The following is a 16,022-nucleotide window of genomic DNA, read 5'->3' as shown; positions in this document are numbered from 1 at the left end:
ATTGTCTATTTATTTGATTATATCAAAGTGATAAAAAATTACAAGTATTTAAGATATACTAAATATAAATCATTTTTTATTAAGTTAAATAATGCTATTATTGAATTAAACTTTAATTTTCAACAGTGATTTGACTAGAATATATTGGGTATGATAAAATTATGTTTATATAAATATTTATGTAGTATTTATGTAAATTTATTATCTATATTATATAAATAGATAGTATTTATATGTATTTATTTTTAGGAGGTTTTATTATGAGTCGACTAGAGAGACTCGAAATGAAGAAAGTAGAAACTAAGCATTTGCAACAATTCAATCAATTGTTACGTTATGTATTTCAAGTGACAAACCATGATTTACAACAAGTAGGTTGGGAGGAAAGAGAAATAACTCTTGCTAAACTACCTGTATTAAGACAAGCAGATGTATTTGGTTGGTTTGATGAGGATAAACTAGTATCTCAAATAGCTGTTTATCCATTTAAAATCAATATATTTGGTCAAGAATACGATATGGGTGGTCTTACTGGTGTTGGAACATATCCTGAATATTCTAATTTAGGTCTTATGGATAAATTGATGCGACAAGCATTAACAGATATGAGAAAAAGAAAACAATCTATATCTTATTTATTTCCATACTCAATTCCATATTATCGCCGTAAGGGATGGGAAATAATATCAGATAAGATATCTTTTGAAATTAAAGATACTCAGTTGCCAAAACCTAAAGCGGTATCAGGAGAAGTTGAGCGTGTAAGTATAGAACACGAAGATGTCAGAAATGTTTATGAACGATTTTCTAAAAAGAGCCATGCATCTATGATTAGAAGTGAGTTGGCATGGGAAGAATACTGGCGTTGGGATTTAGATGACTTAACATGTGCAATTTATTATGATAAAAACCATGAAGCACAAGGTTATGTGTTATATTGGATTTCTGATGAAATATTCTATATTAAAGAAATGGTATTTGTAGAAGAAGAGGCACGTACAGGATTATGGAATTTTATAAGTGCTCACTTTTCAATGATAAATAAAGTGGTTGGAAATACATATACAGATGAACCATTGGCATTTTTACTTGAAGATGGAGACATAGAAGAAAATATAAAACCATACTTTATGGGTAGAATTGTTGATATAGAACAATTTATAAATCAGTATCCATTTAAAGAACAAGAAAATGAAGTAAAGTTAGTATTTCAATTAAAAGACCCTTTATTAGATTGGAATACAGGAGTATTTACACTAAGTGTTTCTAAAGAAGGTAAAGGTATACTAACCTCTGGTGGTGATAAGTATGATTTGAAGCTTGATATACAAACACTTACAACTATGTTGCTTAGTTACAAAAGACCAACTTATCTTCATAGAATAAAAAGAATTACTTGTGATAAAGAAATAGTAGATTTATTAGAAAATCTTATTGAACGTGAAAATCCATATTTCTCAGATTATTTCTAATAAACTTTAATAAATTTTAAAATGTGTCTGGGATTGTACAGAGTATTTACTCTGAAACAATCCCTTTTTAACTTGTTCTTATTCCATTTTATCAATTAGATTATTGTTTTTACTGTAATTAATAACAAAGTTTCTAAAACTATTAACAGCAGGAGTTAAATATTTATTTTTCATTGTAGCTAAATATATGTACCTTTCATGTATAGGATTTGTTATTGATAAAACCTTTACATTAAAATATTTAAGAGCAAAAATATTTGGAACAACTGCTATACCATAGTTAATAGAAACTAAACCTGCGACAGCTGTATCTTCTTCTGTTTCACATACAATTTGTGGTTTTACATCAACTTTTTCAAAGAGCTTATCAATAATTGGTCTAACTCCACTATCTTCACTAAAGAATATAAAAGGATAATCCTTTGTATCCTTTAAGTCTACACTTTCATTTGAGGCTAAAGGATGGTTATATGGCACTATTACAACCAATTCTTCCTGAAGTATAGCTGTAAAATCTATGTTGGGTTCATTTGGAACAAAAGAGCAAAATGCTAAATCGAATTTTTCATCTTTTAAACTTTGGATAATCTTTTTAGTAGTACCTTGACCAAATGAAAATGAAATATTTTTATTTGACTCTTTTTCTAAAAACTTACCAAGTATATCTGGAATGAAGTAAGCTCCCAATGTATAAATAAATCCTAAGTCTATGACACCTTTTGATATACTTGTATATTCTCTAAGCTTTTTTTCTCCTCTTTCTAATTCACTCAATGCTTTATCAACATAAGTTAAAAAAAATTTACCATATTTAGTTAAGCGAACATTTCTACCTTGTTTTTCAAATAAAAAAGTTCCCAGTTCTTTTTCAAGAGCAGATATAGCATGACTTAAGCTTGGTTGAGTTATAGACAATTGTGTAGCTGCTTTTGTATAGTGCTCAACTTTGGCTAAAACTCTAAAGTAATGCAAATGATTTAGGTTCATTGATATTCAATCCCTTCATAAGAAATAAAATTCGGGTTATTTCTACAAAATTATACCATATTATACCATAATTCATAGATTAATTCTATCAATATTAAGAATAATATGTATTTTATTAATAATAATTAAGTAATATAATGAAATTACAAGAAAGAGTGTAAAAAAATTAAATGTAAGTATATAAAATGAAGTTGAAGTACTACTGTAGAATTAGTATTGTTATGACTTATAGTATTTTTACGATATAATAATATTGTGATGTAAAGAATATAAAATCTGATAAAACTTCTATATGTGTGGAGGAGAAATATGAATAATATAGTACAAGTAAAAAATATTAGAATAGGAGAAGGTATACCTAAAATCTGTGTACCAATAGTTGGAAAAACTAAAGAAGAAATTATTGAAGAAGTTAATGACTTAAAGGAAATTTGTTTGGATGTTGTAGAATGGCGTGTTGATTTCTTTGAGAATGTAGAAAATATTCAACAAGTTAAAGAAGTTATTAATGAATTAAGAAAATATATACCAGATACACCTCTATTATTTACATTTAGAAGTATAAAAGAAGGTGGACAAAAATTAATATCAAAAGATTATTATACTATTTTAAATAAGGAAATCTCTAATACAGGATTAATAGACTTAATAGATGTAGAGCTATTTATGGGAGATGAAATTGTAAATGAAATAGTCGAGTTTGCTCATGAAAAAGAAGTGAAAGTAGTCATGTCGAATCATGATTTTAATAAAACTCCCAAAAAAGAAGAGATTATATCTCGTTTATGCAAAATGCAAAAACTAGGAGCAGACTTACCTAAAATAGCTGTTATGCCAAAAAATGAAAGAGATGTTCTAGTGTTGCTTACAGCTACAAATGAAATGGTTCAAGTTTATGCAGATAGACCAATAATAACTATGTCTATGGCAGGAATGGGAGTTATAAGTCGTTTGTGTGGGGAAATATTTGGCTCAGCATTGACTTTTGGAGCAGTTAAAAAGGTTTCTGCACCAGGTCAAATGTCAGTTGAAGAACTAAATTCAATACTACGTATATTACATAAAAGTATTAATTAGTTTAAAAGACTTGAGTATATATGATAAAGGTTGATGTTGTTTCAGGTTTTTTAGGAGTAGGAAAAACTACACTCATTAAAAAAATATTAAAGGCATAAGGTTTTGTAAATTCATCTGATGTATATTTAGAATTTAGCTATTCTTCTGGCAAAACTAATGTTTTTAAATATAGCGGAGTTAAGGATGGAAAAGTAGCTATAATAGGATTAAATTTAGGTAATAAAGTTTTAAAAGAATTATTTAATTAAATAACAAAAATATATAATTCTAATTTTGATTATTAAAAGATTATTATAAGAGTCTTTACTAATATAACTAATATGTGAAATTATGGAAAAATAATAATTTTATAAAAATAGATGATAAATATAAATTAAATTATATATGTATATATTGTAGTCCAATAGTGATATAATAATATAAAAAATTTTTATAGAGAGTGAGATTACATATGCGAAGACTTGAAGAGATATTAGAGTACAATAAATCATTTGTAAAAAATAAAGAATATGAACAGTATGCAACCTCAAAACATCCAAATAAAAAAATAGTAGTCCTATCATGTATGGATACAAGATTAACTGAACTTTTACCTAAAGCCATGAATCTTAAAAATGGAGATGTTAAACTGATAAAAAATGCAGGTGCTACTATAATGCATCCATTTGGAAGTATTATGAGAAGTATTTTAGTTGCAATTTATGAATTTGATGTGGATGAAGTTATGGTTGTAGGACATCATGGATGTGGTATGTGCAATGTGGATACGGATAAATTACTAAATAAAATCTTAGATAGAGGAATATCAAATGATGTAATACTTACACTTCGTAGTGCAGGAATTGATACAAAACAATGGTTACATGGATTTGATTCAGCAGAGGATTCTGTAAAAGATAGTATTAATTTAATAAAAAATCATCCTTTAATTCCAGAGGGAATTGTTGTGCATGGGTTGATTATATCGCCAGAAACTGGAAAAATAGATGTTGTTGTAAATGGATATGAGGATAAATAATATATTGTTATAGTATATAAGTAATATATTATTAAATAAGAGGTTGTTTCAAAATTTATTTTGAGACAACCTTTTTTAATTGATAAATTTATGAAAAGGTTTATCTTAAGGTTTTAATGAAAAATATAAGTAGTTAGCTAATTAAAAAACTTATTATTAACTATTAAAATCATAACTAATCAATAGAAAAATATTTAATAAATGAAATTTATATGAATTTTTTATAAATATATTGAAAAAAGATAGCTGTTATAGTAAAATAATCATTAGCCGACTAAGTAATATAAAAATAAGGAGGGTAAGTATGAATAGCAATTCTGAAGAAAAATTAAATGATGTTTTCTTGCAATTGATGCGAATATATTTTATAAGAACTCATTTTTATTTTGATAAATTAGGCTTGTACCAGGGTCAGCCACAAATACTTTTTTCTCTTAGGATGAAAAATGGTCAAAGTCAAAAAGAATTAGCAGATAAAAGAAAAGTAAAAGCATCTACAACGACAGTTATGATAAAAAGAATGGAAAAAACTGGGCTTGTAGAAAGAAAACAAGATGAAAAAGACCAAAGAATTTCTAGAATTTTTTTAACAGATAAAGGCCTAGAAGTATGTAAGAAAGTTGAGGAATTTAACAAAGAATTAGAAAGAGAAATCTTTTTAGGATTTAGTGAAGAAGAAAAAATAGTACTTAGAAGACTTCTAATGCAAGTTAGAGACAATTTAAAAGCAGGATGTCATAAACATGAGCATGAAAAATATTTCTAAAGTTTAAAACAATGTTTTTCAATTTAATGCTATCAGACTAATTAATATTACAGAAGGGAAGAAGTGTATGTTTAAATTAATTAAATATTTAAAGAAGTCAGCCTTATCAATAGTAATAATAGTATGCTTATTGGTAGTTCAAGCAGTATGTGACCTTTCTTTACCAAAATATACATCTAATATAGTAAATATAGGGATACAGCAAGGTGGAGTAGAAAACTCTGTTCCATCTATAATTAGAAAAAGTGAATTAGATAAGATTACTTTGTTTATGGATAAAGATAATAAGGATAAAATATTAGACAATTATACTTTATTGAATAAGGAAGATTACAGCAAGTATAAAGAGAAGTATCCAAATTTAAAAGACGAATCTCTTTATGAGTTAAATACTAAAAACAAGGATACTATAGATGAGTTAAATACTATTTTTGGTAAATCTATTTTAATTGTATCAGGGCTTGAGGGGGACAGTAAGGAAGTAAAAGCAATGAAATCTCAGATAATGAGTCAACTTCCTACACAAGGGACTCAAGGTGAAGAAGTTGATATATTTAAAGTGTTATCAATGATGCCAACAGAACAATTAGACAAATTAACTAAAGAGATGAGCAAAAGCTTTGAAAGTATGCCAGAAAGTATGATAACACAAAGTTCAGTATCATATGTAAAAGCAGAATATGAAAACATAGGTATTGATACAGAAAATATGCAAAATAATTATATATTACTTACTGGTGCAAAAATGCTTGGTATAGCTATGATTAGTATGATAGCTACAATTACAGTTGGATTTTTAGCAGCAAGAGTAGCAGCAAGCGTAGGAAGAAATTTAAGAAGTGGAGTTTTTAGAAAAGTTATGTCATTTTCAAATAGTGAAATGAATGAGTTTTCTACAGCATCATTAATCACTCGTAGTACAAATGATATTCAACAGATACAAATGTTGATGGTTATGCTACTTAGAATAGTTTTTTATGCTCCAATAATGGCTATAGGTGGAATAATAAAAGTTTTAAATACTAATACTTCAATGGCTTGGATTATAGCAGTTGCAGTAGTAGCCATTTTATCTTTAATAATTGTATTATTCTCAGTTGTTATGCCTAAGTTTAAATTGGTTCAAAAGCTTGTCGATAAGTTAAACTTAGTAAGCCGTGAGATAATTACAGGTATTCCAGTTATAAGAGCTTTTAGTACTGAAAAACATGAAGAAAAAAGATTCGATGAAGCAAATAAAAATTTAACTAAAACAAATCTTTTTGTAAATAGAGTTATGACATGTATGATGCCTGCTATGATGCTTATAATGAACCTTATTACAGTTCTTATAGTTTGGAGAGGTGCATATAGTGTTGATTCTGGAGCAATGCAAGTTGGAGATATGATGGCATTTATACAATATACAATGCAGATAATAATGTCATTCTTGATGATATCAATGATATCTATTATGCTTCCAAGAGCATCTGTTTCAGCTACACGTATAGATGAAGTGTTGGTATCAGATATAAGTATCAAAGACCCAGAAAAATCAAAAGTACAAGAATTTAAAGAAGATAAAAAAGGTCTTGTTGAATTTAAAAATGTTTCATTCATGTATCCAGATGCAGAAGAAGCTATATTGACAGATATATCCTTTACAGCAAAACCAGGAGAAACAACTGCATTTATAGGAAGTACTGGTAGTGGTAAGTCGACTCTTATAAATTTAATTCCTCGTTTCTTTGATGTTACTGAGGGAGAAATATTACTTGGTGGAGTTAATATAAAAGATGTTGCTCAACATGATTTAAGAGAAAAAATTGGATATGTACCTCAAAAAGGAGTATTGTTCTCTGGTACCATAGAATCCAACTTGAAATATGGCAGAAAAGACGCAACAGATGAAGAAATGAGAGCTGCAGCTGAAATAGCTCAAGCTACAGAATTCATTGATTCTAAACCAGAAGCTTTTAAAACTGAAATTTCTCAAGGTGGAACAAATGTCTCTGGAGGTCAAAAACAAAGACTTTCTATTGCAAGAGCAATAGCAAAAAATCCAGAAGTTTATATATTTGATGACAGTTTTTCGGCTCTTGACTTAAAAACTGATGCAGCTCTTCGTAAAGCTTTAAAATCAAAAACTGCTGAAAGTACAGTATTAATAGTTGCACAAAGAATTAGTACCATCTTGCATGCAGAACAAATAGTTGTTTTAAATGAAGGAAAAATAGTTGGAATAGGAACACATAAAGAGCTTCTAAAAAATTGCGAAGTTTATGAGCAAATAGCTTTATCACAACTTTCAAAGGAGGAGCTAGCTAATGAGTAGAATGGGAAAAGGTCCTATGGGAAAATCTATAGGAGCAGGACAAAAAGCAAATGACTTTAAAGGAACCATGCGAAAACTAATTGCATACTTATCTAAATTTAAAATATCAATAATTTTGGTAATTGTATTTGCTATTGGTAGTGCATCGTTTTCTATAGTAGGTCCAAAAATTTTAGGTAAGGCGACTACAAAGATATTTGAAGGATTAGTGAGCAAAGTCTCTGGAGGCAATGTAGGTATAGATTTTGACGCAATTGGAAAAATTTTAGCCTTATTACTTTGCCTTTACTTGGTAAGTGCACTATTCTCTTTTATACAAGGATTCATAATGAGTGGAATTTCTCAAAAAGTATCTTATAATTTAAGACAAGAGATTTCAGTAAAATTGGATAGATTGCCAATGAAGTATTTTGACACTAAAACACATGGTGAAATACTATCAAGAATTACAAATGATATAGATACTCTAAACCAAAGTTTAAATCAAAGTATGACACAACTTATAACATCAGTAACAACTATGATAGGTGTTTTGATAATGATGTTATCTATAAGTGGTATTATGACATTAGTGGCAATTTTAATATTACCAATATCAATGTTTGTAATTTCAAGAATAGTAAAGAAATCACAAAAATACTTTAGATCCCAACAAGAATATTTAGGGAATGTAAATGGTCAAGTTGAGGAAACTTATAGTGGTCAAACAATAGTAAAAGCATTTAATCGTGAAGAAGAAGCAATTAATGAATTTGATAAATTAAATGATAGTTTGTATAATTCAGCATGGAAATCTCAATTTTTATCTGGGATAATGCAACCACTTATGATGTTTATTGGAAACTTAGGATATGTAATGGTATCAATCTTAGGAGGTTGGCTTGCAATTAAGAAAACAATTGAGGTTGGAGATATACAGTCATTTATACAATATGTAAGAAACTTTACACAACCAATGACTCAGATTGCACAGGTTGCTAACTTACTACAGTCAACAGCAGCAGCTTCTGAAAGAGTATTTGAGTTTTTAGAAGAGGAAGAAGAAGACCAAGTTGTTGAAAATGCAGTTTCAATAGATGGTTTAGAAGGTAAGATTGATTTTGAAAATGTTAATTTTGGATATAATTCAAATAAGACTATAATAAATGATTTCTCAGTAAATGTTAAACCTGGTCAAAAAGTTGCTATTGTTGGACCTACAGGAGCAGGTAAAACTACTATAGTTAAGCTTTTAATGAGATTTTATGATGTTAATAGTGGTTCAATACTAATTGATGGTCATAATATTAAAGATTTCAATCGTAGTGAGCTTAGAGAAATGTTTGGTATGGTTCTTCAAGATACATGGTTATTTAGTGGCTCAATTATGGAAAATATAAGATATGGTAAACTAAATGCTACAGATGAAGAAGTTATAGAAGCAGCTAAATCTGCACATGTTCATAGATTTATCAAAACATTGCCAGATGGATACAACATGAAATTAAATGAAGAAGCAAGCAATGTTTCTCAAGGTCAAAAACAATTATTGACTATAGCTCGTGCCATTTTAGCAGACCCTAAAATCTTAATATTGGATGAAGCTACAAGTTCTGTTGATACTAGAACAGAAGTATTAATTCAAAAAGCTATGGATAATCTTATGGAAGGTAGAACAAGCTTTGTTATAGCACATAGATTATCAACTATACGTGATGCTGACATGATTCTTGTTATGAATGAAGGAGATATAGTTGAACAAGGAAACCATGAGGAACTTCTAAAGAAAGGTGGATTCTATGCTAATCTTTACAATTCTCAATTTGAAGAAGATGAAGCAATGTAGTAAGAATTTACTTTAAAATATGAGTATCGTTGTAAGAGAAATATAGAATAAACTATGTAGATAAGATTATATTTTGTAAGATATAATCTTATCTATTTTTTTATGTATTTACAAAGTTATGTATTTTGTTATAATATATAATAAGGAAAATGTTGGAGGTGATTATCAAAATGTATATTTAATCGTATTCTTTAAATTTTATTAATAATAAAATTTAATTTTAATAGTTAACAATTATGTAAAGTTATCTACTTTAGTTACTTTTATTAGTTGTGTAAAAAACTACTTAAATTTAAGAATTGGGTTAAATATAATATAATAATCACATATGAGTCAATTAAATTGACATATTTTTAATATATATTTAGAATTTTAATCCTTCTTATAATGTAAGTAGATTGTTTTGTATTACTTAGATTTATAAGGAGTTTTTTTATTGAAAAAACTACATAATATAATTGAGGAGAGGTGTTTTAAAGTGATTTTTTATATAAGATTAAGAAAATAACGCACGATTATGGTTATTATAATATTAAATTAGAAGTATCATTTAAGGATAAAATTAAACAAGCAAATTCTTAATGAATTTAATTATAGAGCCATAATCTCGTGCTATATATTAAATAAAAAATAGTATATAAGGAGAATATGGATATGGCAAAAAAAGGAATAATAGTAGGACTAAACATAAATAGTAAATCTGAGGATTTCAACGAACTAATGATTGAGCTTGAAAACTTATGCTCTGCATGCAATATTGATGTTGTAGGAAGTATAACTCAAAATGCAAAGCAGGTTAATAGAGCATATTATATTGGTATAGGTAAAGTTGAAGAATTATTAAATATAATAAAGCAAGAAAAAGCAGATATAGTTGTGTTTTATAATGAGCTTTCTACATCACAACTTAAAAACCTTGAAGAAAAATTAAACTGTGAAATTATAGATAGAACAGCATTGATACTTGATATATTTGCACAAAGGGCAAAAACTAGAGAAGCCAAGCTTCAAGTGGAAGTAGCAAGTTTAAGATATATGTTACCAAGACTTATAGGCTCAAATGAAAATTTAGGGCGTCAAAGTGGAGGAGTAGGTACTAAAAATAGAGGTTCTGGTGAAAAGAAATTAGAGCTCGACCGTAGAAGAATAGAAGAAAAGATAACTTCTCTAAATAGGGAATTAGATGATTTAAAATTCCAACGAGAAACTCAAAGAAATATGAGAAAAAAATCTAATCTTCCAAATGTAGCTTTAGTTGGATATACAAATGCCGGAAAATCTTCAATAATGAATGAATTAGTTGATATATTTAAAAACTCTGAAGAAAAGAAAGTATTTGAAAAAAACATGTTATTTGCGACATTAGAAACTTCTATTAGAAGCATAGTTCTTCAAGATAATAAAGAATTTTTATTGTCTGATACAGTTGGATTTGTAAGTAATCTACCACATGATTTAGTAAAAGCATTTAGGTCGACATTAGAAGAAGTGTGCGAAGCAGATGTGTTATTACATGTTATTGACGTTTCAAATCCAAGCTATAAAAATCATATTAAAGTAACAGTAGATACTTTAAATCAAATTGGCGCAAATGATATCCCTATAATAAATATTTACAATAAAATTGATTTAGTTGATGAAGAATTATTAAATGATATTGTAGATGATATAGGCAAGGAAGGTATATTTGTTTCAGCCAAAAAAAATATAAATATAGACAAAATGGTAAAATGCATTTGTGATAGCATATTTAAAGATTATATAAGATGTAAGTTTTTGATTCCATACAGTGAAGGAAATGTAGCTTCTTATTTTAATAATAATACAAGTGTCATAAATACAGAATATATGGAAGAGGGAACTCTTTTAGATGTAGAATGTAGTAATATAGAATATAACAAGTATAAAAAGTATGTTTTAGAATAAACTTTTTAAAAGGTATTGTAATCTAGAATTTATTTAAAGTAGTTAGTTTGGAGTTAAGTTGTAAAATTATTATAAATTATAATTTGTATAAAGCGGTATAGTTATCTAAGCTATACCGCTTCATTATATATGATAAAAAATAAGATTATTGACACAAAAGTAATTAATTACTATAATATAAAGTAACTAGTTACTAATTATAGTTATTATCAAGATTAAGGAGATAATTAACATGAAAAATATAGTGATAATTTATAAAAGTAAGTATGGTTCAACAAAAAAATATGCTAAATGGCTTTCAGAATCATTAGCTTGTGATATTTTTGAAATTAAGGATGTTAATCTAGAAAAGATTATAGATTACGATACAATTATTTTAGGTGGAGGTCTTTATGCTTGTAATATAGCAGGAATTTCTTTTTTTAAAAAGCACTATGAGAAATTAGCAGGTAAAAATCTAGTTGTTTTTGGTGTAGGAGCATCTCCATATGATGATTCAGTAATAAGAAAACTGAGAGAAGTTAATTTTAAGGATAAGTTGAATAATATTCCTTGTTTTTACTGCCGTGGCGAATGGAATGAAACAAAAATGTCATGGCTTGATACCACTCTTTGTAGTTTTCTTAAAAAGTCAATAGCTAAAAAACAACGTCAAGGTTTTAATCCAATAGAAGCTCCTTTATTATTAGGAGAAGATTTTGATTGGTGTGATAAAAAGTATCTAAATCCTATACTTGATTATGTGGATAAACTTCAAAACACAAGCTTATAACTATATTGTAATTTATAGAGTAATTAATTCTTAAAAATACAATTTTTTTATTAGTTCTCCTGTATCTAAAAGGGGGGCTTTTTTTATTTGTAAATTTATGTTATATTGATATGAATTTATTATTGTATAAAAATTATATTAATAGAAATTTAAACAATTTGTTTTAAAAATAGAGTAGTCTAATTCTTAAAGAGGGGGGTTTAAATAGTGGATATAAATAAGATAGTAATGATGCAAAGGGAATACTATAATACAGGTAAAACAAGAGATGTATCATTTCGTTTAGAGCAGTTAAAAAAGCTAAAGTCAGTTATATTAAAAAATGAAGATAAAATACTTGTGGCATTAAAACAGGATTTAAATAAATCAAATTTTGAAGGATTTATGACAGAAGTAGGTATTTTATATAGTGAGTTGAATTTTGCTATAAAAAATATAAAAAAATGGAGCAAAACAAAAAGAGTTCGTTCAAGTATGGTCAATTTTCCATCTATATCTAAGGTTGTTCCTCAACCTTATGGTGTTACACTTATAATGTCACCTTGGAATTATCCATTTCAACTAGCTCTTATACCATTGGTTTGGTCATTAGCAGCAGGCAATTGTGCAATAATAAAACTTTCTGAGTACTCTGTATCAACTTCACATATAATCAAAGACATACTTGAAAGTATATTTTCAAAAGAATATATTGCAGTAGTTCAAGGTGACCAAGAAGAAAGCGAAAAAGTACTTTTAGAAAAATTCGATTATATATTTTTTACAGGAAGCACTGCGGTAGGTAAAGTAATTATGAAAGCAGCATCAAAGTATTTAACTCCTATAACTTTGGAACTAGGAGGAAAAAGTCCTTGTATTATACTAGAAGATGCAGATATAAATCTTGCTGCAAAAAGATTGACATGGGGAAAACTAATAAATGCAGGACAAACTTGTGTAGCACCAGATTATATTTTAGTACATGAGAATAAAAAAGATGAGTTAATAGAGAAAATAAAATATTATATTGAACAGTATTTTGGAGAGAATCCATGTGATAATGAGCAATTTCCTAAAATTATAAATGAAAAGCATTTTAAGCGTATAATATCCCTTATTGATATGGAAAAGGTAGTATATGGTGGTAATTATAATAACCATACATTAAAAATAGAGCCAACTATAATAGATGATGCTAGTTGGGATGATGATATAATGAAGGAGGAAATATTTGGACCAGTATTTCCTGTTTTGACATACAAAAACTTAGACGAAATTTTGCAAGAAATTATACAAAGACCAAATCCACTAGCTCTTTATATATTTACAAAAGATAAGTATTTGGAAAATAAAGTTTTAGAAATGATTCCAGCAGGAGGGTGTTGTGTAAATGATACAATTATCCATATAGCTACCAACTACTTACCATTTGGAGGTATTGGTGAAAGTGGTATGGGTTCATATCATGGTAAAGCAGGATTTGATACATTTACGCATTACAAAAGTGTATTGAAAAAATTAAATTTAGATATTCCTATTAGATATGCACCATATAATGATAAATTAATTAAAATTCTTAAAAAAATGATGTAAACTATATTGTAGAAAAAATACAAATCAAATTAAAAATATATATTTTGATTATATTTTATCAAATTAAAAATTTTAATTTGGCATATTTGTTATAAAAGTAGTAATTTTGTGATAAAATTTAATTATATAGAAATAAGGAGGAAAAAATGAAAATTAATTGGAATACAAAGTACACGACAATAGCAATTTATACGTTTATAATATCTGCTTGTAGTATTATATTCTATCTTATATCATCACAAATTGATGTATTCTCTAACAATTTAGATATTATGTTTACAACATTACAGCCATTTATAATAGGGTTTGCTATTGCATATCTTCTGAATTTTATTTTGAAATTTTATGAAGAAAGACTTTTTATCAAAAGTGAAAAATTAAAAAACCTAAAACAAAAATCAAAAAGAGGATTGGGTCTTTTATTAACATATGCAACAGCTGCATTGATACTTTACTTATTTATGCAATTCGTATTACCTCAAGTAATTGAGAGTATTGTTGGATTAGCAAATGATATACCTATGTATGTAAACAACGCAACTAAGCTTCTTGATAAATTAATGACTGATTTAAATCTTGATGAACAATACTTTAATTTAGCAGTAGATAAATGGAATGAATTTGTCACATACATTATAAAATTTGTAACAGATTTAATACCAATATTAGGAAATATGTTGAAGGATATAGCTTCTAGTATATGGAATATTGTACTAGGATTGATTGTTTCAGTATATTTGCTAATTGATAAAGAAAAATTCTATGGATTAAGTAAAAAAATAACTTATGCACTTTTTACAGAAACACAAGCTGCTAAAATTCTAGAATTAACTCACAGAAGTAACTATACATTTGGTAGATTTTTAGGTGGTAAGATACTAGATTCATTTATTATAGGTATTTTAACATTTGTAATACTTACAGTGGTAAAAATGCCATATACATTATTAATATCAGTAATAATTGGTATTACAAATATTATTCCATTCTTTGGACCACTGTTTGGAGCAATACCATCTACAATAATAGTAATGTTTGTTTCTCCAATACAAGCACTATGGTTATTGTTAATTATATTAATAATACAACAAATAGATGGAAATATTATAGGTCCTAAAATACTTGGAGACTCAATTGGGATATCTGCATTTTGGATTTTATTCTCATTGTTAGTTGCAGGTAAATTATTAGGCTTTGTTGGAATGGTAATAGGAGTTCCTCTATTTGCAGTAATTTATTCTATAATTAAAGATATTATTGAGGGTAAATTAGATAAAAAAGGATTACCAACAGATACTTCTGATTATATGTAGTTAAAAATATATAAATTAATAAAATATTTAAAGCACTGAGACAATTAAAATCTTGGTGTTTTTTAGATAATAAATTCATTATAAAAGAGGTGTTTTTTGTGGCATTTATAGAATGTAAATTTAAATCAAAATATACAGGAGGAGAGACTGATATAATCGTAGTTTTACCTATAGCAAATGGAAAAGAACTATTTACTGGCAAAGAGATATATGACTTTGAAGGTAAGTTTAAAACATTGTACTTATTTCATGGGCTAGAAGATGACCAAAGTTCATGGATTAGATACACTAATGTAGAACATTATGCCAAAAGCAAAAATATAGCTTTAGTAATACCAAGGGTAGAAACTAGTTTTTACACAGATATGTTATATGGACATAAATATTTCACCTTTGTAAGTGAAGAGTTACCTAGATTTGTTAGAGCTATATTTCCTTTATCAGATAAGAGAGAAGATAATTTTGTAGCTGGAATGTCTATGGGAGGGTATGGCGCTTTAAAATTAGCACTTTCAAAACCAAATGAATTTTCAGCAGTAGCAAGTTTTTCTGGTTCACCTGATATGATTCATGAGTTGGAAAATCAGCAAATAGAAACAAATGCTGATATTCTATTCCATGACTTTGGGAAACCAGAAGATGCTAGAAATAGTGAGAATGATTTACTTTACATACTTAAGAATCTTAAAGAGAGTAATAAAGATATTCCTAAAATTTATCAATTTTGTGGTGATAGGGATTTTTTATATAAGAATAATCAAACCTTTAAAAAATATGCAGAATCTTTAGATGTTGATATTGTATATGAAGAGTGTGTTGGTGGTCATGAATGGCGTCTATGGGATTTATGGATAAAGAAATTTATAGATGCAATTGGATAAGCATTTTATTGTCATTAGAGCAAAATATTATAAAGTATTTTTAAACGTAATAAAGACTGAAATATTAAAATACAATTATGATTTCAAAATTTCAGTCTC

At 27.4% G+C, this 16,022-nt stretch carries 13 protein-coding genes; 12 read left to right on the top strand and 1 reads right to left on the bottom strand.

The window, feature by feature from the left end; genetic code table 11:
- Positions 1-260: 260 nt before the first annotated feature.
- Positions 261-1,472, top strand: a complete 1,212-nt coding sequence (gene eis / locus IC218_RS06410) for an enhanced intracellular survival protein Eis (protein WP_227434892.1) — start codon at positions 261-263, stop codon at positions 1,470-1,472.
- A gap of 78 nt (positions 1,473-1,550) precedes the next feature.
- Here eis and IC218_RS06405 read toward each other — a convergent pair whose 3' ends face one another.
- Positions 1,551-2,459: a LysR family transcriptional regulator gene (locus IC218_RS06405; RefSeq protein WP_227434891.1), complete on the bottom strand. Its 909-nt coding sequence runs from the start codon at positions 2,457-2,459 to the stop codon at positions 1,551-1,553.
- A gap of 309 nt (positions 2,460-2,768) precedes the next feature.
- On the opposite strand from IC218_RS06405, the gene aroD reads away from it, so the two are divergent.
- From aroD to IC218_RS06350, 11 genes are all read left to right on the top strand, one after another.
- Positions 2,769-3,536: a type I 3-dehydroquinate dehydratase gene (aroD, locus tag IC218_RS06400; protein ID WP_227434885.1), complete on the top strand. Its 768-nt coding sequence runs from the start codon at positions 2,769-2,771 to the stop codon at positions 3,534-3,536.
- 20 nt (positions 3,537-3,556) lie between these two features.
- Positions 3,557-3,634: a GTP-binding protein gene (locus IC218_RS22175; RefSeq protein WP_227434955.1), complete on the top strand. Its 78-nt coding sequence runs from the start codon at positions 3,557-3,559 to the stop codon at positions 3,632-3,634.
- A 353-nt stretch (positions 3,635-3,987) separates the two neighbouring features.
- On the top strand, positions 3,988-4,554 hold the full coding sequence (locus tag IC218_RS06390; RefSeq protein ID WP_227434884.1) for a beta-class carbonic anhydrase: 567 nt from the start codon (positions 3,988-3,990) through the stop codon (positions 4,552-4,554).
- Between the two features lie 304 nt (positions 4,555-4,858).
- Positions 4,859-5,320, top strand: coding sequence for a MarR family winged helix-turn-helix transcriptional regulator (locus tag IC218_RS06385; protein ID WP_227434883.1), 462 nt, complete (start codon positions 4,859-4,861; stop codon positions 5,318-5,320).
- Positions 5,321-5,387: 67 nt separating this feature from the next.
- Positions 5,388-7,634, top strand: a complete 2,247-nt coding sequence (locus IC218_RS06380) for an ABC transporter ATP-binding protein (RefSeq protein WP_227824047.1) — start codon at positions 5,388-5,390, stop codon at positions 7,632-7,634.
- On the top strand, positions 7,627-9,459 hold the full coding sequence (locus IC218_RS06375; protein ID WP_227434881.1) for an ABC transporter ATP-binding protein: 1,833 nt from the start codon (positions 7,627-7,629) through the stop codon (positions 9,457-9,459). Before IC218_RS06380 ends, IC218_RS06375 begins: the two co-directional genes overlap by 8 nt.
- A gap of 654 nt (positions 9,460-10,113) precedes the next feature.
- Complete coding sequence (gene hflX, locus IC218_RS06370) at positions 10,114-11,385, top strand: GTPase HflX (protein ID WP_413927137.1); 1,272 nt, start codon at positions 10,114-10,116, stop codon at positions 11,383-11,385.
- A gap of 232 nt (positions 11,386-11,617) precedes the next feature.
- Positions 11,618-12,157 (top strand): flavodoxin domain-containing protein, encoded by a 540-nt coding sequence (locus tag IC218_RS06365; protein ID WP_227434879.1) that lies wholly within the window; start codon positions 11,618-11,620, stop codon positions 12,155-12,157.
- 207 nt (positions 12,158-12,364) lie between these two features.
- Positions 12,365-13,729, top strand: coding sequence for an aldehyde dehydrogenase (locus IC218_RS06360; RefSeq protein WP_227434878.1), 1,365 nt, complete (start codon positions 12,365-12,367; stop codon positions 13,727-13,729).
- A 146-nt stretch (positions 13,730-13,875) separates the two neighbouring features.
- Positions 13,876-15,042: an AI-2E family transporter gene (locus IC218_RS06355; protein WP_227434877.1), complete on the top strand. Its 1,167-nt coding sequence runs from the start codon at positions 13,876-13,878 to the stop codon at positions 15,040-15,042.
- A gap of 98 nt (positions 15,043-15,140) precedes the next feature.
- On the top strand, positions 15,141-15,923 hold the full coding sequence (locus IC218_RS06350) for an alpha/beta hydrolase (RefSeq protein ID WP_227434876.1): 783 nt from the start codon (positions 15,141-15,143) through the stop codon (positions 15,921-15,923).
- The last annotated feature ends 99 nt before the right edge of the window (positions 15,924-16,022 follow it).

The organism is Clostridioides sp. ES-S-0005-03, assembly GCF_020658455.1.
Taxonomy (GTDB): domain Bacteria; phylum Bacillota; class Clostridia; order Peptostreptococcales; family Peptostreptococcaceae; genus Clostridioides.
This window is presented reverse-complemented; position numbering and strand designations above follow the sequence as displayed.